At 63.4% G+C, this 21,643-nt stretch carries 17 protein-coding genes; 11 read left to right on the forward strand and 6 right to left on the reverse strand.

Annotation, left to right across the window (positions count from 1 at the left end; translation table 11 throughout):
• The 3 genes from BKY26_RS02400 to BKY26_RS02410 form a co-directional block, all read right to left on the reverse strand.
• Positions 1-515 (reverse strand): inositol monophosphatase family protein (locus BKY26_RS02400; RefSeq protein WP_071688805.1); only part of this gene is annotated, 515 nt, incomplete at its 3' end.
• Positions 516-646: 131 nt separating this feature from the next.
• A complete protein-coding gene (locus BKY26_RS02405; protein ID WP_071688806.1) occupies positions 647-6,709 on the reverse strand; it encodes a choice-of-anchor L domain-containing protein in 6,063 nt (2,020 codons plus the stop codon).
• 286 nt (positions 6,710-6,995) lie between these two features.
• Positions 6,996-7,904 (reverse strand): LysR family transcriptional regulator, encoded by a 909-nt coding sequence (locus BKY26_RS02410; protein WP_071688807.1) that lies wholly within the window; start codon positions 7,902-7,904, stop codon positions 6,996-6,998.
• A 96-nt stretch (positions 7,905-8,000) separates the two neighbouring features.
• Here BKY26_RS02410 and metF point away from each other — a divergent pair, with 96 nt between their 5' ends.
• The 8 genes from metF to BKY26_RS02450 all read left to right on the forward strand — a co-directional run bounded on the left by metF (position 8,001) and on the right by BKY26_RS02450 (position 15,132).
• A complete protein-coding gene (metF, locus tag BKY26_RS02415) occupies positions 8,001-8,873 on the forward strand; it encodes a methylenetetrahydrofolate reductase [NAD(P)H] (protein WP_425434460.1) in 873 nt (290 codons plus the stop codon).
• Positions 8,874-9,005: 132 nt separating this feature from the next.
• On the forward strand, positions 9,006-9,494 hold the full coding sequence (locus BKY26_RS02420; RefSeq protein ID WP_071688808.1) for a PaaI family thioesterase: 489 nt from the start codon (positions 9,006-9,008) through the stop codon (positions 9,492-9,494).
• Positions 9,495-9,680: 186 nt separating this feature from the next.
• Positions 9,681-10,859, forward strand: coding sequence for an aspartate aminotransferase family protein (locus tag BKY26_RS02425; protein ID WP_071688809.1), 1,179 nt, complete (start codon positions 9,681-9,683; stop codon positions 10,857-10,859).
• 121 nt (positions 10,860-10,980) lie between these two features.
• Positions 10,981-11,907 carry an ornithine carbamoyltransferase gene (argF, locus tag BKY26_RS02430; protein ID WP_071688810.1) on the forward strand — a complete coding sequence of 309 codons (927 nt, stop codon included), beginning with the start codon at positions 10,981-10,983 and terminating at the stop codon, positions 11,905-11,907.
• Between the two features lie 108 nt (positions 11,908-12,015).
• Positions 12,016-13,047 carry an alpha/beta hydrolase gene (locus BKY26_RS02435; RefSeq protein WP_071688811.1) on the forward strand — a complete coding sequence of 344 codons (1,032 nt, stop codon included), beginning with the start codon at positions 12,016-12,018 and terminating at the stop codon, positions 13,045-13,047.
• Positions 13,048-13,082: 35 nt separating this feature from the next.
• Positions 13,083-13,535, forward strand: a complete 453-nt coding sequence (locus BKY26_RS02440) for a c-type cytochrome (protein WP_083431287.1) — start codon at positions 13,083-13,085, stop codon at positions 13,533-13,535.
• A 32-nt stretch (positions 13,536-13,567) separates the two neighbouring features.
• On the forward strand, positions 13,568-14,464 hold the full coding sequence (locus BKY26_RS02445; RefSeq protein ID WP_071688821.1) for a DMT family transporter: 897 nt from the start codon (positions 13,568-13,570) through the stop codon (positions 14,462-14,464).
• 83 nt (positions 14,465-14,547) lie between these two features.
• Positions 14,548-15,132 carry a GcrA family cell cycle regulator gene (locus tag BKY26_RS02450; protein WP_071688812.1) on the forward strand — a complete coding sequence of 195 codons (585 nt, stop codon included), beginning with the start codon at positions 14,548-14,550 and terminating at the stop codon, positions 15,130-15,132.
• A 117-nt stretch (positions 15,133-15,249) separates the two neighbouring features.
• On the opposite strand, the gene BKY26_RS02455 is transcribed toward BKY26_RS02450, so the two are convergent.
• A complete protein-coding gene (locus BKY26_RS02455) occupies positions 15,250-15,726 on the reverse strand; it encodes a lytic transglycosylase domain-containing protein (protein WP_071688813.1) in 477 nt (158 codons plus the stop codon).
• 3 nt (positions 15,727-15,729) lie between these two features.
• Positions 15,730-17,700 (reverse strand): AsmA family protein, encoded by a 1,971-nt coding sequence (locus BKY26_RS02460; RefSeq protein WP_071688814.1) that lies wholly within the window; start codon positions 17,698-17,700, stop codon positions 15,730-15,732.
• Positions 17,701-18,045: 345 nt separating this feature from the next.
• Between BKY26_RS02460 and BKY26_RS02465 the strand changes: the two genes are divergently transcribed.
• The gene (locus BKY26_RS02465; protein ID WP_071688815.1) at positions 18,046-18,948 is read left to right on the forward strand and encodes a helix-turn-helix domain-containing protein; all 903 of its coding nucleotides are present in this window, start codon (positions 18,046-18,048) and stop codon (positions 18,946-18,948) included.
• Here the strand turns inward: BKY26_RS02465 and BKY26_RS02470 are convergent.
• On the reverse strand, positions 18,945-19,247 hold the full coding sequence (locus BKY26_RS02470; RefSeq protein ID WP_071688816.1) for a DUF4389 domain-containing protein: 303 nt from the start codon (positions 19,245-19,247) through the stop codon (positions 18,945-18,947). The genes BKY26_RS02465 and BKY26_RS02470 overlap by 4 nt on opposite strands.
• A 111-nt stretch (positions 19,248-19,358) precedes the next feature.
• On the opposite strand from BKY26_RS02470, the gene rimO reads away from it, so the two are divergent.
• Both rimO and BKY26_RS02480 read left to right on the forward strand, forming a co-directional pair.
• On the forward strand, positions 19,359-20,714 hold the full coding sequence (rimO, locus tag BKY26_RS02475; protein WP_071688817.1) for a 30S ribosomal protein S12 methylthiotransferase RimO: 1,356 nt from the start codon (positions 19,359-19,361) through the stop codon (positions 20,712-20,714).
• Entirely contained in the window at positions 20,711-21,433 is a 723-nt protein-coding gene (locus tag BKY26_RS02480) for a hypothetical protein (protein WP_071688818.1), read from the forward strand. Before rimO ends, BKY26_RS02480 begins: the two co-directional genes overlap by 4 nt.
• Positions 21,434-21,643: the final 210 nt, after the last annotated feature.

Below are 21,643 nucleotides of genomic sequence, written 5' to 3' on the forward strand. Positions count from 1 at the left end.
AGCGTCGCGGGCAGGTATTTGCGTCCGCCAAAGGGCACACCGGTCGCAAAGACACAGTCGATCATCCGATGGCGGCCGGACACGCGCAGGCGCTGCGAATCGTTCAGCCAGGCACCGGCGCCTTTTTCGGCATAGAACATCTCGTCCTTCGCCGCGTCATAGACCACGCCCGCCACGATCTCGCCCTTGTGTTCCAGCGCAATGGACACCGCCCAATGGGGCATGCCGTGCAGGAAGTTGGTGGTCCCGTCCAGCGGATCGACGATCCAGCGGCGGGTGGGGTCGGTGCCGGGGGTTTCGCCGGTTTCCTCACCCAGCCACCCATAGTTGGGGCGCGCTTCCATCAGCTCTGTGCGCAGGATCTCTTCGGCGGCCATGTCGGCCTTGGACACGAAGTCACCCGGCCCCTTGGACCCGACCTGAAGGTTCTCGACCTCGCGGAAATCCTTCACAAGGCTGCGGCCTGCCTTGCGGGCGGCCTTGATCATGATGTTGAGATTTGCGCTGCCCTGCATGGCGTGTTCCTCGGCTAGACGAAAGCGGCGTATACCCCTAGTCCGCAGCAAAGGAAAGTTGAGAAGCGCAGTTTTTCAGCACCGCCTGGACAACCACGCCCCGGATGGGGACAGGGCGTGGTTTGACGGGATCAGGCTGCGCGGGTCGGGTGCGCGCCCACAGCGCCTTTCTTCATGGCACGGATGTCGCGTCCCAACAGATAGTCGCGGGCGGGCGGGCCATAGCGACCTGCGGCACCGTCCTCGCCAAAGGCAACATGTGCCAGTTCCGGGAACAGGGTCAGCAGTTCGGCCATCGCCTCTCGGTCAATGGATTTCAGCGCCTGCGGACCCGGATAGAAGGCCTCGGTCCGGGCGCCTTCGGCGAAGACGATCTCGTGCCGGTCGAACATGATATGGACATAGGTCACCTGTTCGCAATTCCGGTCGATCCGCGCGATCTGCCCGCCAAAGAGCTCTGCCGCGTGCTTGGCGCGGATCAGCCGTTCGCCGGTATCGGTCTTCATGACGAACCCGTGCTGCGGTGACACCAGCATCTTGCGGTCATTGCCGAACGCACCCTTGCGGATCACCACGGGCTTGAGTTCCGGCTGTTCGGTCAGCTCTGCTGCGCCAAGCGTCCGACTGCCCACCCACCGGACCGGCTGAAAGCCATTATCGGCGGTCAGCACCATGTCGCCGGGGCGAATGTCTTCGACAGGCCGTTCGCCATCAGCGGTGATGATCATCGCGCCGGGGGTGAAACAAGGGATGCCGATCGCGAACAGTTCCGGGATCGTATCGACCTGGTTCGGGGCCACGCCTTCCAGCGTGATGCTTTCGCCACCCGGAAAGGTCAGGATCGCATCACCGCTGCCATCGCCATTGGTGTCGGTGACGACCACATCCCAGGCCGTGACCGGCGTGGTGCCATCGGTGGTCAGACCCGTGACATCAAGCTGGTCGAAGGTGTGCCCGTCGCCCCGGTCGCCCATGTCGAAACCGGCCACAACATCGCTGCCGCCACCATCGCCAAGCAGCAGCGTGTCTTCGCCGCCGCCAAGGATCAGGGTCTCGAACTCTTCCGCGTTGACCGTGTCGGTGCCATCGGTGATGGTCACCTTTTCCGGGTTCACACTGGTCAGGTCGATAGTGGTATCGACGGTCAGATTGCTCAGGTCGAGCGTGTCGCCATCGGTCTCGCTGGTTTCCCCGGCGATCAGATTGTCATTGCCGAACCCGTCTTCCACAATGACGGTGTCATCCCCGCCTTCGCCGAAGACCTGGTCGTCACCGGTGCCTGCATAGACAAGGTCGTCATCGGCCCCCGCGAAGATGCTGTCATCCCCGGCCCCGCCGATCAGCGTGTCATCGAAACTGTCACCGATGATCGTGTCATTCCCGGCACCGCCATCAATGCTGTCGGCCCCGCCGGTGGCAAAAGCATCGTCGCCATCGAGGCTGTCATTACCAGCCCCGCCAAGGATCGTGTCCGCGCCGTCCTGACCGAACACCGTGTCATCGCCAAGCCCCGCCACGACCGAGTCATCGCCCGCACCGGCCAGCACGCTGTCATCGTTCGACCCGTCGGAATGATCCAGCGCGTCGATCATGTCGCCTTCCGGATCGCCGGTATAGCCGACGTCGATGGTGTCGTTGCCCGAGCTGCCCTCGACGATGAAATCGCGCCCGTCCGGGATGCCGATGGCAACCAGCTCGGCCGCACCATCCACCTCGCTCGGCGCCACACCCACAAGCGTAATGCTTTCGCCGCCCGGGAAGCTCAGAACCGCGTTGCCGAAACCATCATCCGTGACCGTCACGTCATTGGTGGTGACCGGCGTGGTGCCGCCATCCGAGGTCAGGCCGCTGACATCCAGCTGATCCTGCCCGGTATAGGTGCCATTGCCATTGTCGATCGGGGCTTCGAATTGCTGAACAATGTCGGACCCGTCGCCATCCGACAGAACCACCACATCCTGCGCGCCATCATTGGCCCCGAGTGCGATGTTGTCATCGCCCTGACCACCCGCGACCGTGTCGGCCCCCGCTCCGGTCGCGACGCTGTCATCGCCGGAAGAGCCCGTTACGCTGTCATCGCCCGAACCCAGGACAACGCTCTCGATCTCGGTAAAGTTCGCCACGTCGCCCGCTGTGGTCGAGGTCAACGTGCCGCTTTCATTATCCGCCGCGCCATTGGCCGACAGGTCCAGCGTCAGGTCAGCGCCAATCCAGGACGCATCCAGAACGTCGGCATCGACACCGCCTTCGCCACCCGCAATCGTATCGGCGCCGTAGCCGTCGAAGACCATGACCGTATCGGCATCGTCGCCGCCAAGAATACTGTCGCTGCCACCGGCACCGCTGATAAGGTCTGCGCCGGTGCCGCCATCCAGCGTGTCGTTGCCGGTGCCGCCATTGATCGAGTCATTGCCGCTGCCACCGGTGACGCTGTCATCGCCCGCGCCCGCTGCGATACTGTCATCATCGGCACCGCCGTCGATGCTGTCATCGCCGCCCTGACCGTTGATCAGGTCATTGCCCGCGCCGCCCAGAATGGTATCCGCGCCCGCGTCATTGCCGCCCCAGACCGTATCGGCCCCGTCTCCGGCTACAACGCTGTCATTGCCGCCGCCTGCCTCGATACTGTCATCGTTCGAGCCGTCCGAATGATCGTTCGCATCGACCCTGTCGCCCTCGGGGTCGCCCGTGTAGCCCGCGTCAATCGTGTCATCGCCCGAGCTGCCTTCCACGATGAAGTCGGGTGCCGGCGGAATGCCGATGGACACGAGGTCGGCCTCGGTCGCCAGTTGGCTCGGGGCGACGCCTACCAGAGTGATGCTCTCACCGCCGGGGAAGCTCAGCAGCGCGTTGCCATTGCCGTCATCGCTGACGGTGACGTCACCCGCATGGATCGGCGTCGTGCCCCAGTCGGAGGTCAGTCCCGACACGTCCAACTGGTCGTTGGTCGAGCCGTCGCCACTATCGGTCATATCGAAGGCCTGGACGATATCCGCGCCGCCGAAATCGGCCAGGGTTATGGTATCGCGCCCGCCACCGAGGATGATGTTCTCGATCTCGTTGAACTGCGCGGTCGAGGTGCCGTCGCTGAACGTGCCTGCCTCGGGGTTGGACCCGGTCAGGTCGATGGTCAGGTCGTCGGTAACAAGGCTGAGGTCCAGAACGTCGCCGGTGACCTCGTTGATGCCCTCGGCTTCGATGGTGTCATTGCCGAAATCGTTCTCGATGCGGATCGTGTCGTCGTTGAAGCCCGACCAGATATAATCGTCCCCGGTGCCGCCCCACATCTCGTCATTGCCGACGCTGCCGCGCAGCCAGTCATCGCCCGCACCACCAATGATCGTGTCATCGCCGTCGCCGCCGCTGATCGAGTCATTGTCGGCCCCGCCGTCGATACTGTCCGCACCGGTGCCGCCGTCAATCGTGTCGTCGCCCGCACCGCCGATGATCGTGTCGGAGTTTTCGTCGCCATAGAGGTCGTCGGCCCCATCACCACCCTCAATCGAGTCGTCGCCAGTGCCGCCGCGCAGCGTGTCGGCGCCAGTGCCGCCCTCGATGGTGTCGTTGCCCGCATCGCCCTGAACCGAGTCATCGCCCGCGCCTGCCACAACCGAGTCATTCCCGGCCCCGGCCTCGATGACATCGTCATTGGACCCATCCAACGCGTCGTTCGCATCGACCAGATCGCCCTCCGGGTCACCGGTATAGCCCGCGTCGATGGTATCGGACCCGCTGGTGCCCTCGACGATGTAATCCCGCCCGTCGGGGATGCCGATGGCGACAAGATCGTCAACCGTGGACAGGTTCAGCGGGTTCACGCCTTCCAGGGTGATGCTCTCACCGCCCGGGAAGGTCAGCACTGCATTGCCATAGGGGTCGCTTGTCACGGTTACATCGGTGGTTGTCACCGGCGTGGTGCCGCCGTCCGATGTCAGCTTGCTGACATCGAGCTGATCAACCGCCGTGCCATCGCCGGAATCGGAGATGTCGAAGCCCGATACCGCGTCCAGACCGCCGCCATCTGCCAGATGCACCGTATCGCGCCCGGCGCTGAGGATGATGTTTTCGATTTCGGTAAATTGCGTCGCACCCCCGGTCGAGCCGGTTTCGAACACGCTACCAGCCTCGGGGTCGGCGGCGGACAGGTCCAGCTCCACGCCCGACGTGACCGCCGACATATCCAGAGTATCGCCATCGGTCTCGTCGGTCTCGCCGCCGGTGATCGTGTCATTTCCAAACCCGTCGGTCAGCGCGATGGTATCATCGCCGCCCTGCCCGAAGATCACGTCATCACCTTCGCCACCGTCGATGAGATCGCCCGAAGCATCCTCTGGCAGCGAGGCAGGCGTGACGGTGCCGACGACATTGTCGATCAGCAGCTCACCGCCCGAGGCGCTTGGCGGCTGTACGATCTCGATGGTGATCGCCTGACCGTTGAGGGACGGATCTTCGACAGTGGATTCCACGGTGACAGTGGTCAGCGCGTTGATATTGCCGGTGGACCCGCTGGTGGAACCGATCAGGGTCGTGCCCGCGTAGATATTGATCTGGTAGGGAACATCTCCGCTACCGCTATAGGCTCCGTCGCCCAAATCGGCAGAAAAGGAATAGGTGTCGCCAGCGGTATAGGTCTCGGACAGGGTCTGCGAAATCGCAACCGAGTTCGAGCCTCCCCCCTGATAGATCCAGGCCACATCCGTGCCATCTACAGTGCCGGTATTGATCTCGGAACTGGTCGGATTGTAATCGCCCGCCTGCCCCGAACCGGAAACCGAAACGGTCCAGCCGGGAATGCCCTGAGAATACTGCCCGTCGGAATGGGCGGTCTGTTCAAAGCTCTGATTGTTGATGTTCAGGCTGCGTGTCGGCCCCCCGCCAAGCGACGGGTCGTTGCCCCCATGAAGGGTGTCATTGCCCTCATCGCCTGACAGCGTGTCGCTGCCGGCCCCACCAGCCACCACGTCATCACCGCTGCCCGCCTCGACGATATCGTCGCCAGCGCCGGACTGAACCGTATCGTCACCGCCAAAGGCCATGACATAGTCATCATCTCCGGTGGTCCCGTTCACGCCGATCGCGTCATTCGCGTCGATCATGTCGCCTTCGGGATCGCCGGTGAAGGTCGCGTCGATGACATCCGCCGCACCGCTGCCCTCGACGATGCCGTCAAGCGGGGCATCGGCCACGGTCTGGATATTCACATAGCCGACGTCAGTGGCGCCGTCGCCATTTTCGACCGTGTAAGTGAAGACGGTTTCGCCCAGATCGGAATCGGACGCGACCGACAACGTGTAGTCGCTGTTCAGCGTAACGGTTTCGCCGGTGTTCAGCATGACCGACTGGCCCGGAACCACCGCTTGCCCGTTGATCTCGGTCACGGTCAGCCCATTGCCGGACGCGTCATGATCATTGGCCAGAACGTCGATCACGGCGGTGGTGTTGGCCTCCATCGTGACACTGTCTTCAAAGGCCAGCGCGACCGTCTGGATACTGTCCGCCGCGATCAGGACGTTGGTGTCATAGGCGCTGTCGCCGCCATCGGCGAGGCCGATCTTGATGGTGTTTTCCTCGCCCGGATTAACCGGCGCCTTGAAGGACAGGGTGATGGTGAACCCGTCCATCTCGGTATTGTAGGCGTCAGCCGCCGCCGGGTTGTCGACATAGAGGTTGGAATTCGATGTGTCGTTCACCGTGTCGATGGACACCGTATCGCCCGAGCTGGTCAGCGGCACGAAACTGCCGTTGACCCATACCCCGAGCGTGTCGTTCACGCCGGAGTTCACATATTCCAGATATTCCTCGGACGAGAAGACGAACTGCATCGTGATGTAGTCGTCATCGGGAATGAAGGTGGATTCGAAAACCACCGCATCAAAGGTCGAAGTGGACGAGATCGCATCGAGGTCCGCGTCCCCCGCCCCGCCATGACCGGTGGATGTACCGGCACTGGTATTGGTGTTTGTCCCGGTCCCCCCCGTCGTGAAATCGGTGGCGTTGCCGGTGGACAGGATCACCCCGCTGTCGCTCGGCACCACACCGCCAGAGGTCGCGTCGCCACCCGAATAGGTCCCGGCCTGCCCGCTCGCCCCGGTCAGCGTGGCGGATACGACCTGAATGCCGTCTCCGAAAATGGTCTCGGCAATCGTCGTGGCGTCGGTCGTGGTGGTGACGTTCAGTTCAAGTGCGTCAGGCATTACTCGGACCTCCTGCAACGCAGAACGTCCCGACCGACGCGACCACCCGATTGGTCGCGCGCCTGTCGGTCACAAGGAGAAAATCCCTTGGGAAAACCCGGTTTCCGGCCTGCATTGCACTGCTTTCACATTATTGTTCTGTGAACGTGCTAAGGTCTGATTGGGTCGGTTTTCGGGGCTTGCCCGGGCCTTTTGCGGCTAAGAAAACGGCGATTGTTGGCGAGATGAGAACAATTTACGGAAAGCTGACAAGAACCCGCCGCATCCTCGCCTCATTCGGGCCGGTTCAACCGCGTCTTTGCAGCTTTACCGGCTCTGTCCGGGCCAGTTTCAGCACATGGGACATGAAGGGTTTCGTCGTATCCTCGGCCCGCGTCGCCCCGTACATGCGCCGGGTCAGGCCGGTTTCGGTCAGCGGCCGCGTGACATAGCTGGAGTTGGTCCGCTGTTCGCGCACCACCCAGTCGGGCAGTACCGTGACCCCGCGGTTGGAGGCCACAAGCAGCAGGATCACGGCAGACAATTCCACCTGCCGCACCGCGCGCGGTTCCACCCCTGCGGGTTTCAGGAACTGGCTGAAAACATCCAGCCGGCTGCGCTCCATCGGGTAGGTGATCAGCAGCTCATCCTGAAAGTCTTCCGGCATGATGAAGGGCTTGGCCGCCAGCGGGTGTTCGGACGAGGCAACAAAGACCGGCTCGTAGTCAAAGAGCGGCGAGAAATCGACGCCGGGCAGATCCTCGGGGTCGGAGGAGATCACCAGATCGACCTCCTCCCGCATCAGGGCAGGCAGCGCTTCGAATTGCAGACCGGGGCGAATATCGACATCAACATCCGGCCAGGCGACGCGGAACTGTTCCAGAACCGGCAACAGCCACTCGAAGCAGGCATGGCATTCGATGGCGATATGAAGACGCCCGACCTTGCCCTGCTGCATGGCACGAAATTCTTCCTCCATCGCAGCCACCTGCGGCAATATCTGCTCGGCCAGCCGCAGCAGGCGCAGCCCGGCCGGTGACAGTTTCATCGGCTTGGATCGCCTGACAAACAGCTCCATCCCCGCCTGATCCTCCAGCCCCTTGATCTGGTGACTGAGCGCGCTTTGCGTGATGTGCAGCCGGTCGGCGGCCTTGGCCAGCCCGCCTTCATCATGGATGGCCTTGATAGTGCGCAGGTGGCGGAACTCGATATGCATTAGCCGGACTCATGTTGATGATGAATGTTATGAGTTTGCCTCAGCATTCTATCCATGTCACATCCTTGTGCAACAGCATCGAGGATGTATCCCAAAATGACCCTGCCGACCCCAAACGTTTCCTTCGAGTTCTTCCCCCCGCAATCGCTGGAGGCATCGTTCCGCCTTTGGGACACGCTCGGCACCCTCGCGCCATTGGCCCCCGAATTCGTGTCCGTCACCTACGGCGCGGGCGGCACCACCCGCGACCTGACCCATGACGCGGTGAAGACCATCCATGGCAATTACGGTGTCAATGTCGCCGCGCATCTGACCTGCGTCGACGCCACCCGGGAAGACACGCTGGCCATTTCAGACAGCTACGCGCAGGCGGGCGTGACGCGCATCGTTGCCTTGCGGGGCGATCCCCCCAAGGGCGCGTCGGGTTTCCGGCCCCATCCCGATGGCTTCGCATCATCGGTCGAATTGGTCGAGGCGCTGGCCCAAACCGGCAAATTCGACATCGCCGTGGGGGCCTATCCCGAGCCGCATCCCGAAGCCGCCGATCTGCAAGCCTGCGTCGACTATCTCAAGCGCAAGGTGGATGCAGGCGCGACCACGGCGATCACACAGTTCTTCTTCGAGACCAGCAGCTTCCTGCGGTTCCGCGATGCCTGTGCCGCGGCAGGGATCACCGCGCAGATCATCCCCGGCATCCTGCCAGTGAACAACTGGACCCGTGTGCGTGGCTTCGCCAGCCGCTGTGGGGCGGTCATCCCGACCTGGCTGGATGACGCCTACGCCGCCGCCATCCGCGACGGACGGGAACAGCTGCTGTCCACCGCGCTTTGCGCCGAGCTCTGTACCGAATTGCTGGAAGAGGGCGTGAAAGACCTGCATTTCTATACGCTCAACAGCCCCGACCTGACCCGCGATGTCTGCGCCGCGCTCGGCGTCACACCGCGTGTCACCCTGGCAGAGGTGGCGTAACACCCCCCCGGTCTTCCGCTGGACCACCTGAAACGTTGCGTCACCTCGCGCCGCCGCAGTCAGAGCAGGATTGCAGCGGCGCAAGCCAGACGGGCATTCTGGTCTGGACAACCAGATTGCCCGGATCGCCCTATGCCCAAACCGTTCTTCGCCTCAACGCCCGCAGAAATCGCGGATCGTGACACGCTCCTGTCCATGTCGGGCCTCGCCTTCATGCAGGCGATCCGCGACGGCCTCCTGCCCAACCCGCCCATTGCCAAGACGCTGAACTACCATGTGGATACGGTAGAGGACGGGCGGGTGATCTTTCGCGGCGCGCCGCTCTTTGATCACTGCAACCCGATGGGAACGGTGCATGGCGGCTGGTACGGGACACTGCTGGACAGCTGCATGGCCTGCGCGGTGATGACGAAAGTGCCGAAAGGCTCGGTCTACACAACGCTGGAATACAAAGTGAATATCACAAGGCCCATCCCGCTTGGCACCGAAATCATCGCAGAGGGGATTGTGTCCCATTCGGGCCGGTCGACCGGTGTGGCCGAGGGCACCATTCGCGGGATTGAAGACGGCAAACTCTACGCAACAGGCTCCACCACCTGCATCATCATGGCGATGGTGTGAGCACCAGAAAATTCTTCCAGAAGAATTTTCACCAGTGCGTCAGACGCCGAAAAATCTTCCGGAAGATTTTTCCTGGCGCAAAGAAGAGTTTTCCGGAAAACTCTTCCACCTCAGCCCCCGATTTCGTTGACTTCGCATGGGCTTTGAGGCATGGCCGTTTCTTCAACTCACCCCAAGGAGATCGCCATGATCACGCCGGTTCTACCCAGCTATTCCCGTGCACCTCTCTCCTTCGTCAAGGGCGAAGGGGCCTGGCTCGTGGAAGCGGATGGCCGACGTTTTCTGGACCTCGGCGGCGGCATCGCGGTCACCGCACTTGGCCATGCGCATCCGGCGCTGGTCAAGGCGCTGACCGACCAGGCGAACGCGCTCTGGCACACCTCGAATCTCTACAACGTGCCCCAGCAGGAGGCGCTGGCCGAACGGCTGGTCGAACATACCTTCGCCGACACGATGTTCTTCTGCAACTCGGGCACCGAGGCGGGCGAACTGGCCGTCAAGATGGCGCGCAAGTACTGGCACGAGAAAGGCCAGCCGGAACGCACGACGATCATCACCTTCGACGGCTCGTTTCACGGCCGCTCGATCGCCATGATCTCGGCGGCCGGGTCCGAGAAGCTGACCAAGGGCTTCGGCCCGCTTCTGCCGGGCTTCATCACCCTGCCCTTCGGCGATCATGACGCGCTGCGCGAGGCCGCGGCGCGGCCCGAGGTGGGCGCGATCATGGTCGAGCCGGTGCAGGGCGAGGGCGGCATCCGCCCGCTGCCCGACGCCTGCCTCAAGGGCCTGCGCGACCTGTGCGACGAACATGGGCTCCTGCTGATCCTCGACGAGATCCAGTGCGGTATGGGCCGCACCGGCAAGCTCTTCGCCCATGAATGGGCAGGCATCTCGCCCGACATCATGATGGTCGCCAAAGGCATCGGCGGGGGCTTCCCGCTTGGTGCGTTGCTGGCAACCGAGGACGCCGCCTGCGGCATGACCCCGGGCACCCATGGCTCGACCTATGGCGGCAACCCGCTTGGCTGTGCCGTGGGCTGTGCCGTGGTGGACGAGATCACCAGGGACGGGTTTCTTGAAGACGTGAACCGCCGTGCGGGGCTCTTGCGGCAGAAGCTGGAGGGGCTGGTGGCGTCTCATCCCGATATCTTCGCGGGTGTGCGCGGCGAGGGCTTCATGCTCGGGCTCATGTGCAAGGTGCCCAATATGGACGTGGTCAATGCGGGTTATGATCAACTGGTGCTGACGGTTCCGGGTGGCGACAACGTGGTGCGCCTGCTGCCCTCGCTGCTGCTGACCGATGACGAGATCGGAGAGGCGCTGGCCCGGCTTGACGCCGCTGCCACGGCACTGGAAGGTCAATAGCATGTCTATGCGCGGCTTTTTCGAACCGGCCTATTTCGGCCACCGACGAGGATAGGGACAGCCCGCCCCCTTTCCCATTCCTCGGGGCCGTCCGTACTGCGGCCCAACATAAGGCACTGACATGAAACACTTTCTGGATATCAACATCACCGATCCCGCCGACCTCAGGCAGATGATCGACCACGCCCGCGTGATGAAGGACGCCCGCGCCGGCCGCCCCAAGGGCACGCCGGATGACGAGCAGCCGCTCGCGGGCCACATGGTCGCGCTCATCTTCGAGAAACCCTCGACCCGGACCCGTGTGTCCTTCGACGTGGGCGTGCGCCAGATGGGCGGGCAGACCATGGTGCTGTCGGGCAATGACATGCAGCTTGGCCATGGCGAGACCATCGCCGACACCGCCCGCGTTCTCAGCCGCTATGTCGACCTCATCATGATCCGCACCTTCGAGGAGGCGACGCTGCAGGAAATGGCGGAATATGCCACGGTTCCCGTGATCAACGGGCTGACCAACCGCAGCCATCCCTGCCAGATCATGACCGACATCATGACCTTCGAGGAACATCGCGGGCCGATCCGCGGCAAGAAAGTCACCTGGTGCGGCGATGGCAACAACGTCTTCGCCAGCTTCGCCCATGCGGCGGGGCAGTTCGGCTTTGACCTGACCTTTTCCGGCCCGCCGCCGCTCGACCCCGAACAGGTCTTCATCGACGAGGCCCGCGCGCGCGGCGCCAAGGTCGAGATCGAACGCAACCCGCAAAAGGCTGTCGAGGGCGCCGATCTTGTCGTCACCGACACCTGGGTGTCGATGCACGATCCGCAATCGGCCCGCGAACGGCGCCACAACCAGCTGCGCGGCTACCAGGTGAACGAGGCGCTGATGGCCCATGCCAAGCCCGACAGCCTGTTCATGCACTGCCTCCCCGCCCATCGCGATGACGAGGCCACCAGCGCCGTCATGGACGGCCCGCATTCGGTGATCTTCGACGAGGCCGAAAACCGTCTGCACGCGCAGAAGGCAATCATGCGCTGGTGCCTTGGCGTCTGAAGCCCCCGAACCGGGGGGGCAAACCTCCCGGTTCCGCCATTTTGGGTTGCATTGCTGTAGTTGAGACACGATGCTGCAGGTGAATTTCATCTGTCAGGCGTTATTTTCATGAAGCAATTGATCGTTACCCTCTTCCTTTTCGCGATTGCCAACCAAGCCACCGCGACGCCTCTCGACGTGACGGTTCAAGGCCCCGCGGGGCAACTGGCCGGAACGATCGAAACCCCGCAAACCCCGTCCCGTGCCGCTGCGCTGATCCTGCCCGGATCGGGTCCGACGGACCGCAATGGCAACAATCCATTGGGGCTGTTTGCGGCCAGCTACCAAATGTTGGCCGTGGATCTCGCCGCTGAGGGCATCACGACCCTGCGCTTCGACAAACGCGGCATCGGCGCAAGCCAGGGTGACCCAAACGATGTGACGCTCTCTGAATTCGCAGAGGACGCAACCGCTTGGATCGCGGAACTTCTTCGCCAGACCGGCGAGGACTGCGTCTGGCTGTTGGGTCATTCCGAAGGAGCGATCATTGCCACGATGCTGGCAGAGCGTGACGATGTCTGCGGAATCGCGCTGCTTGCCGCGCCGGGGCGCAATGTCGGTGATCTCTTCCGCGAACAGGTTGCCTCTCAGCCCCTGATCGCGCCTTCCGCAGAAGCGTTCGACATCGCACTGCAAGAATTCGCAGCCGGCGGCACCCCTGATCTATCCGGCCTGCATCCTGGCCTTCACAGCATCTTCGCGCCGCAAACCGCGCGCTACATGCGTGATCTGATCGCCGCCAATCCCGGTGACCTTCTGGCCGCGACCACCGTGCCTGTGCTGATCCTGCATGGCGATGGCGATGTGCAGGCCCCGCCCTCCGAGGCAGCCCCCCTCGTCGCCGCGCGCCCCGATGCCGAGGCGCATGTGCTCAGCGGCATGACCCATGTGCTGAAACGCGCCATTCCCCGTGACCAGGCCCCAAGCAACGAGGCTTTCACACAAGCAAGCCTCGCCACCTATGCCGACCCGAACGCGCCATTGCATGAAGAGCTTGTCCCGCTGCTGACCCAGTTCATGACGGGCAGCGAAGCCACCGAAGCAGACTCGGCTCCCGCCCCGGCCGTCGTACCCGCCCCGGTACAGTCGGAGTCCAAATAGCAAGGTCCCACCCCCGACAGGAAGGACGATATCCCATGCCCAGACTGACCCGCGCAAGCGCCCTCCTTGGCCTGATCACCATGACCACCGCTGCGCTCGCCCATCAAAATGTGCAGAATCCGGCCGTGCAGGCCCGGATGGACAACATGACGGCCATGGCCCGGCAGATGGAAGTGATCGGCACCATGGCGCGGGGGGAAACCGCGTTCGATGCCGAGGCTGCCAATGACGCCCTCGCCCAGATCTCCAGCGAAGCCAATCGCATCGTCGATCTCTTCGAAGCCCCGGAAACAGACCCGCAATCCGAGGCGCGGGCCGGCATCTGGGAGAATTTCGGCAATTTCAGCAATCGCGCCATGGAGCTTGAACTTCTGGCGATGGAACTGGCCGGAACGGTCGAGGACCGGTCCACGCTTGTTCAGGCGCTGCGCCGTGTGGGCGCCTCCTGCAGCGGCTGCCACGAGGATTATCGAATCAATCGCGATTGACATTTGACGCGGGCGAGCGCACCGACAGCGCCATGACCCCGTCCCACAATCCACCGCTCGCCGTCGCCTTCATGCTGACCGCCACGCTCTTCATCGCGGGGTCGATGCTGATGGCGAAGCTTCTGGGAACGGATACGCTCGGCCCCCCGCTGCATCCGCTTCAGGTCAGCCACGGGCGATTCCTGTTTGCATTCGTTCTGATCGGCAGCACGGTTGCGGTGATGCGCCCGACGCTGCGGCTCACCAACCTGCGCATCCATATCGGCAGGACGCTGTGCGGTTGGGTCGGCGTGTCGCTGATGTTCGCCGCGGTGGCCTTCATTCCAATGGCCGATGCCACCGCGATCAGCTTTCTCAACCCGGTCTTCGGCATGATGCTGGCGATCCCGCTTTTGGGCGAAACCGTGGGCCGCATCCGCTGGTCCGCCGCCGCGATTGCCCTTCTGGGCGCGCTGATCCTGCTGCGCCCCACCCCGGACAGCTTTCAGCCCGCCGCGCTGCTGGCGCTCGGGGCTGCCATGGCCTTGGGACTGGAGCTTATCTTCATCAAGAAGCTTTCGGGCCGTGAAGGGCCGCTTTCCATTCTGTTCATCAACAACGCGCTCGGGTTGACGGTGGCCAGCCTCGCGGTGCTCTTCGTCTGGCAGATGCCCACGCCCGCCCAATGGGCGGCGCTTGTCGGCGTCGGGGGCACAATGGCCTTTGCGCAGGCCTGTTTCGTCAATGCGGTCGCCCGGGCCGATGCCAGCTTCATCACGCCCTTTTCCTATCTCACTCTTGTGGTGGCAGCGGTTTATGACCTGCTGATCTTCGGGGTTCAGCCAGATGCCGTCAGCATCACCGGCGCGGGCATCATCATCGCGGGGGCGGCCCTGCTGGCCTGGCGCGAAGCGCGGCGCGCCAGACCCCGGCGGGTCACGCAAGAATAACCCGCGCCGGGGCCTTCCCTTCCGGCGCGCGGGCACATATAACTAAACGCTGCACTTGGGGCTTAGGATCAGGAGGGACGAAAATGTCCTGGACCGACGAGCGGGTCGAACTTCTCAAGAAAATGTGGGGCGAGGGGCAATCGGCCTCGCAGATCGCCAAGGAACTGGGCGGTGTGACCCGGAATGCCGTGATCGGCAAGGTTCATCGCCTTGGCCTGTCCAACCGCACCTCGGGCAGCAGCAAGCCCGCCGCCCCGGCGAAAGAGGCCGCGCCGAAGCCCGCGCCGAAAGCCGCGGAACCGGCACCCAAGCCCGAGCCCGCCAAGGCGGAAAAACCGGAACCCGCCCCCGAACCCGCCGCGCGCCCCAGCAATGTGACGCCGCTGCGCAAACCCATCGTTCCGGCCGGTCAACCCCTGCCGCCGCAGCCCTCGGCCAATGAAATCAGCCCCGAGGCCCTGGCCAAGGTGCGCGAGGTGGAAACCCACGCCAAGCGCATCAGCCTGATGGAGCTGACAGAACGCACCTGTAAATGGCCGATCGGTGACCCGGCGACGGATGATTTCTATTTCTGCGGCCTGCCGGTGCAGCAGGGGAAACCCTATTGCGAGGCACATGTGGGCGTGGCCTTCCAACCGATGAGCAGCCGACGCGACCGTCGCCGTTAATCGCGACGCTGAAAATTCTTCCCGAAGAATTTTCGGACTCGAATACCAGGAAGAGTTTTCAAGAAAACTCTTCTTGTCCAGAGTGGAAAGATTTTTCTGGAAAAATCTTCTTGCGCCTTACCGGCAGCTGCGCATTTCACGCTCCGCCAGCCCGGTCTCGACCAACATGCAGCGGTCCCGCGCTTCGTAGTAGTATCCACTCGCGTAGCGCCGGATCGCGCCGTCGAAATCCCCACCCGACAGCAGATAGGCCCCGCGCAGGTATTTCACCCCCCATCTGAGGTTCTGATCCGGGTCCAGCAACTCGGACGCCGGCCCCCGATGCCCCATGGTGCGTGCCGTTTGCGGCAGCATCTGCAGCAGCCCGTAATAGGGCCCGGCGCGCAGATGCGGGCGATAGTCGCTTTCCCGGTCGATCAGGCGGTGGATCAGCGCCGCCGGCACGTCATAGTGGTCGGCATAATGATTGATCAACCGCCGCAGCTCCGGCGTTTCGTTGGGGTAGAGCGGCGGTTCCCCGCGTCGGGTCACGGGATCATCCCCGCCGCCGCAGGCGGTCAGCACAAGGGCCAGCGCAATCAGCATCCACCGCATGGTTCAGTTTCCTCCGAACAGGCGTTCCAGCTGCCGGGCAGCCTCATCCCGCAGCCGGTCTTCCAGCGCGTCCTGCGCTGCCTCCTCGACCGATTGCCCCTCTTCCACCTCGATCCCGAGCGCGTCCGCCGCAGCCTCCGTTGCGCGCTCTTCCAACGCGTCGATTTCCTCTTCCAGCTCCTGACGTGCCAGCGCTTCCAGATCGAGGCTGAAATTCGGATCCGCCCAATAGCCCGAGATCCGCAGCGGCACGCGCACCCCCCCATCCGAGCCTTCCCCATAGAACACGCGCGGAACCACCGTGTAATCCAGCACCTGTTCCCCCAGGCTGACCGTCCCTGCCCCGGTCAGCTCGCCGAAGGGCGCGGTCATCAGCAGATCGTCATTCGTCACCACGCCCCCATCCATGGTGAAACTGGCGGTGATGCTTTCATAGACAGTGCGCTGTCCCTCGCCACGATAGGAGGTGTCGAAGTTGCGGATCATGCCGCCGATATCCAGCCCCAGGATTGCGCCTTCACCAAAGGCGATGGACCCGGACCCTTCCAGCGAGTTCACCAGAGCATGCAAATCGTTACCCACCATCAGGAAGGTCAGATCGGCATTTCCCGTGCCTTCCAGCCTGTCCCAATTCGCGAAATCTGTCAGCAGCGGGTTCAACCGCACATCCGCAATCTGCAAACTGCCGCCCATGGACAGGCCGCCGCGCCCGTTGATCACGTATTGACCCGTAATGCCGCCGCCATAGGCCGCCACCTCGCGCAGGTCGAAGACCAGCCGACCGGCGGTCAGCGTGGCACGCAGATCCACCGCACCAAGCTGCATGATCCCCAGATCGAGCCCCGCCAGCACCAGCGCCGCCTCTGCATCCGCCGCGTGCAGGCCGCTGACGTCGATCGGGTCCCGCGACCATCCCCGCTCGGCCGACGCGGTGGCCTCGCCGCCCCCCTCGCCTTCGGTCAGGCCGGACAGGTCCAGCGCCCCGCCGGTCAGCACCGCGCGGATCATCGGGCGGTCATCGCCGGGGATCACGTCGACACTGCCCGCCAGCACGTTGCCGTCAAAGGAGAATCTGGCGTCGCGCAGATGCGCCGTACCTTCCGAGGCCAACGTGAACGCACCCTCCACCGCCAGCCGGTCCCGCCCCAATCCGCGCGGCAGCTCCGGCGGCGCCTGCCCTGCCAGCGCCATCAGCGGACCCAGATCGGTGGCGTCCAGCGCGACAGCCCCCTCCACACCGAGGGGGGAAAGCCCCACGCGCCCGTCGAACCCGGCCTCGCCCCCCGCCCAAGTCAACGCCAGCGTCACCGGGCGCAGCGCGCCCTCCAAAAGCGGTCCGATCCCGTCGATCACCGCCTCGACTGACACTGTCGCGCCATTCATCGCGCCGCTGCCCTCCAGCCGCGCCACACCATCGGCAGAGGGCAGGCGCAGGGTCAGGCTCAGGTCACTGGCCTGCACATCCGTGCCCGCCGCCTCGTCGCGGAACATGAGCGACCCGGCGGTGATCTCTGCCAGATCAAGGCTGAACGCCCCCAGACCGCTGCCGCCTTCGGCGCTGTCATCCGCAGGTTCGCTCACCCCCTCGCCGTCGGAAAAATCCCAGCTCACCGCCCCATCGGCACGCGACACCAGGATGATATCGGGGCGCACCACCTCGAACCGCTGCACGCGGATATTGCCCGACAGCAGCGCCCACAGATCGACCCCGATATTCAGCCGGTCCGCCCGCAGCATCGGCCCGTCCTCGACCCAGGCGGGATTGCCCACCTCGATCCCGTCGGCCCGCACGCCAAGGGTCGGATAGATCGAGGGCCGGATATCCCCGGATATGGCCAGCGTCCGCCCGGTGGCCCGCTCGAACTGGTCGCTGACAATGGCCCCTATCCGATCCGTCGGGATCAGGAACAGCGTGCCAATCGCCACCACCACCAGCACCACGACCAACCCGAGAAGCCGAAAGATCCACCGCATGCCCGCAACTCCTTGCCACTTTGGGGAAAAGGTAGCGCGATGCGCGGAACCGGGATAGCGCAAAGTTGGAAAAGTCCCGCGCAGGCAAGGATTTGCGCGCGCCCTGCGCGGCCGTGGTTGCGGAGCAGACAGGCCGGGAAACAGCAGATGGGTGGTTCCAGGAAAGGCAGCGATACGGTGGGTCACGGGGCGGCTCCTGGCTGTGGGGTCGGGTTTCACCTTGCTCCCGGTCCCCCCTGCCTCGCCACGGATCAGACCCAGCAGAACCCGTAAGTCACCCGTAAGCGGCTTGGCAATCCGCGCCGCACCGCCCATGCTGGCCAGACCTCAACCGGCCCGGCCAGCATGCAGAACACACCCTCTCTCTTCGCCCGAAAGCTGCGCGACTGGCGCCTGACAAGCGGCACACATGGCCGCCTGACACAGGAACAGCTGGCCGATCGGCTCGGCATCAGTGTCGAGGCCGTGGGCAAATACGAACGCTCGCTGTCCTTCATCCGAGGCGATCTGGAACACCGCCTGGCTGAAAACCTGGGCTGGACCCGGTCCGAGATTCTGGCCTGCCGCTCAGACTGGGAAGCGCGCCAGCAGGGTGGGACAGCAGGGGGATACCGCTTGCTGGACGCCGCGCTCTCCGAAACGCTGTTTGGTGGGGACTGGGCCGCAATCGGTCGTGCCGGGACTGATCTGGCAAAGCGTGCATTCGGCCCGCTCCCACCTGAACTGTCGGTTCGCGACGACACGCTCGTGCCGGTTTATGAGGCCTTTCCGGATCACTGGGGTCTTGTGCTGAAGGAGGATCAACTGGTCGGCAAATGGGCCGTCTTCTTTCTGACCCCCGAGGATGAGGCACTGTTCAGGGCCGGGCGCATCATCGAAACGGACCTGACCATAGACCGTTTCCACCGACCGCTGCTGCCCGGAACCTATTTCGGCTACTGCCCGGTGCTGATCGTCCTGCCCGGACACGAGCCTGCCGCGACGCTCCTGCTCAGCTCTTTCGTGCAGTTTCTTGAAAACCTGGCGGCCAGAGAGGTCTTCCTGCACGGGCTCGGCACGATCAGCTGCACCAAGGGGGGGGAGCAGCTCTGCCGCGATCTGGGCATGACGCGTCTATGCGACTATTTCGTCAGCCCCGAATATGGCGTCTGGACCCTATCGGGCGAGGCCATCGCCCGCTCGATCTTCACCCGCCGCAACCCACGCCTTGCCGCGCTCTATGCCGACATGTTTCCGCCCGCGCCTTAGTCCAGCTCGGTCCAGGGCCAGGGCTTCACGTTACTGGCCGCGGTCTGATACCGCGCCGCCTTGGCGACCCAGACCCCCAGATCGGTGCCGAAATCGGCCAGCCTCTCATTGGGCTGCTTGTTGATCAGCAGGATCACGAACTGGATGATCGTGGCGATCCCCAGAACGGTCTGCGCCAGCGAGATCATGATCGCGATGAGGATCATGTAGATCAGCCGCATCCCGATCGAATCCTCCTCGGTCTCGAACTGCTCGCCATGAATGCGGCCCTGATATCTGTCGTCGTCGTCGCCGGTCATCTCGGTCCCCATCTGTCACGCGTGCCAGCCTATCACATCGGCATTGCCATGGCACCGCGCAAGTCCGGATTTCCCTTCCCTCATCGCCAACACCAATGTATCTGCCCGCCCATGACCCAGAACCCGCCCGATCTCCGCCCCGACCTCGCGCATGCGCGCATCCCCGAGGACAAACGCCCCGGCCAGCCCACCATCGGCATGGTCTCACTTGGCTGCCCCAAGGCGCTGGTCGATAGCGAACGCATCCTGACGCGGCTTAGGGCCGAGGGCTACGCGATCTCCCCCGATTACGCGGGCGCGGAAGCCGTCATCGTCAACACCTGCGGGTTTCTGGACTCCGCCAAGATGGAGAGCCTGGAGGCCATCGGCGAGGCGCTGCAACAAAACGGCAAGGTCATCGTCACCGGCTGTATGGGGGCGGAGCCCGAGACCATCACCGGCACCCATCCCACGGTTCTGGCCGTCACCGGCCCGCATCAATACGAGCAGGTGCTGGATGCCGTCCACAAGGCCGTGCCGCCCGACCCCGACCCGTTCATCGACCTGCTGCCCGCGCGCGGCGTCTCGCTGACCCCGCGCCATTACAGCTACCTCAAGATCTCCGAGGGCTGTAACCACAAATGCAAGTTCTGCATCATCCCCGACATGCGAGGCCGTCTGGCCAGTCGGCCACACAAGGCGGTGATGCGCGAGGCGGAGAAACTGGTCGAGGCGGGCGTCAGGGAACTGCTGGTCATCAGCCAGGACACCTCCGCCTATGGCACCGACTGGAAGGACCGCGACGACAAGTTCCCGATCCTGCCGCTCGCCCGCGATCTGGGCTCGCTCGGGGCCTGGGTCCGGATGCACTACGTCTACCCCTACCCCCATGTGCGCGACCTGATCCCGGCGATGGCCGAGGGGCTGATCCTGCCCTATCTGGACATCCCCTTCCAGCACGCCCACCCCGAGACCCTGAAACGCATGGCCCGCCCCGCCGCCGCCGCGCGCACTTTGGATGAAATCGCCGCCTGGCGCGCGGATTGCCCCGACATCACCCTGCGGTCGACCTTCATCGTCGGCTATCCCGGCGAGACGGAGGAGGAATTCCAGACGCTTCTCGATTGGCTCGACGAGGCGCAACTCGACCGCGTCGGCTGCTTCCGCTACGAAAACGTCGCCGGCGCCCGGTCCAACGACCTGCCCGACCACGTGCCCGAGGAGGTCAAGGAAGACCGCTTCCACCGCTTCATGGAGAAATCCCAGGCGATTTCCGAGGCCAAGCTGGCGGCCAAGGTGGGCCAGCGGCTGCAGGTCATCGTCGACGAGGTGGACGAAGAAGGCGCCACCTGCCGGACAATGGCTGACGCGCCCGAGATCGACGGGAACCTGTTTATTGATGAAGGCTTTGACGGGCTGACCCCGGGGGATATTGTTGAGGTCGAGGTGGACGAGGCAAGCGAGTATGATTTGTGGGGGAAGGTTTGAACGAACTCGCTAGCGGCGATTGGCTGAATATCGGTGATTTTGAAGAGTTGTTCTGGGAACAATCTCAGAAAATCAGAAGCTCAGATCCGAAAGCGACAAAGGAAGGGAAATTCTTTGTTTCGCAGCACCCTTCAAGGTCAACGGATGGACCTGGCTCAAAGCTTGTAGACGAATGGCTACCACTACTCATTCTAGCCAAGCATGAGGTTGGTCGAAAGAAGAACTGGGACGCTCTTTTCTACCTGCGAGTGAGCAATGGCGAAGACGCGGTCACGAATGACGGAAGAAGCTATGATGCCGAGTATTGTTTCAAGGACTACAACCTAGGTTTTGGTGAGCGCGCCGGGTACTTGGAGATTACTCGTGGAATTTCGAGCCAGCAAAGCCAAGACTTGAAAGAACGAGACAGAGCTCTTTCTCAGGGTATCCTTCCAGCGCTTGAAGTCCGGGACCAAGATGCTGGACTGACGGACATGAAGGAACAAATTCTTGAGGCCGTTGCTAGGAAGAAAGAAATGGCACAGGCAGGCATATACCCAGCTAAAACCACTCTGCTGATATGGCTACGGGAAGAACTGAATTTGCCATTGTGTCGCACGACGATTCAAGAGGAAAAGTTCAGGCAATCGGCTCGTGAAGTGGTCGAGAACGCATTTAATGGACTCGTTTTGGTCGGCGTGACATGTGGCGTGATCTGGATAAGCGGAGACGGCCTTTAGCAAGCGTAGGGTGGGCAGTTCTGCCCACCACTCCAACCGCCACCTCCAACGCGCGCGGGGGCGATCTGGACCTCCGATCAACGCGCTTAATCCCCGCCACACCCGGACGACCTCACCCGTCTTCCCAAGCCCCACCCAAATCGCCTCCGCCGGGGGCGCGTCATGCCGTAGGCATGCGTCCCGCATGACGATGGCGCGGCGGCTTCGCCT

This window comes from Nioella sediminis (assembly GCF_001879695.1).
Classification (GTDB): domain Bacteria; phylum Pseudomonadota; class Alphaproteobacteria; order Rhodobacterales; family Rhodobacteraceae; genus Nioella; species Nioella sediminis.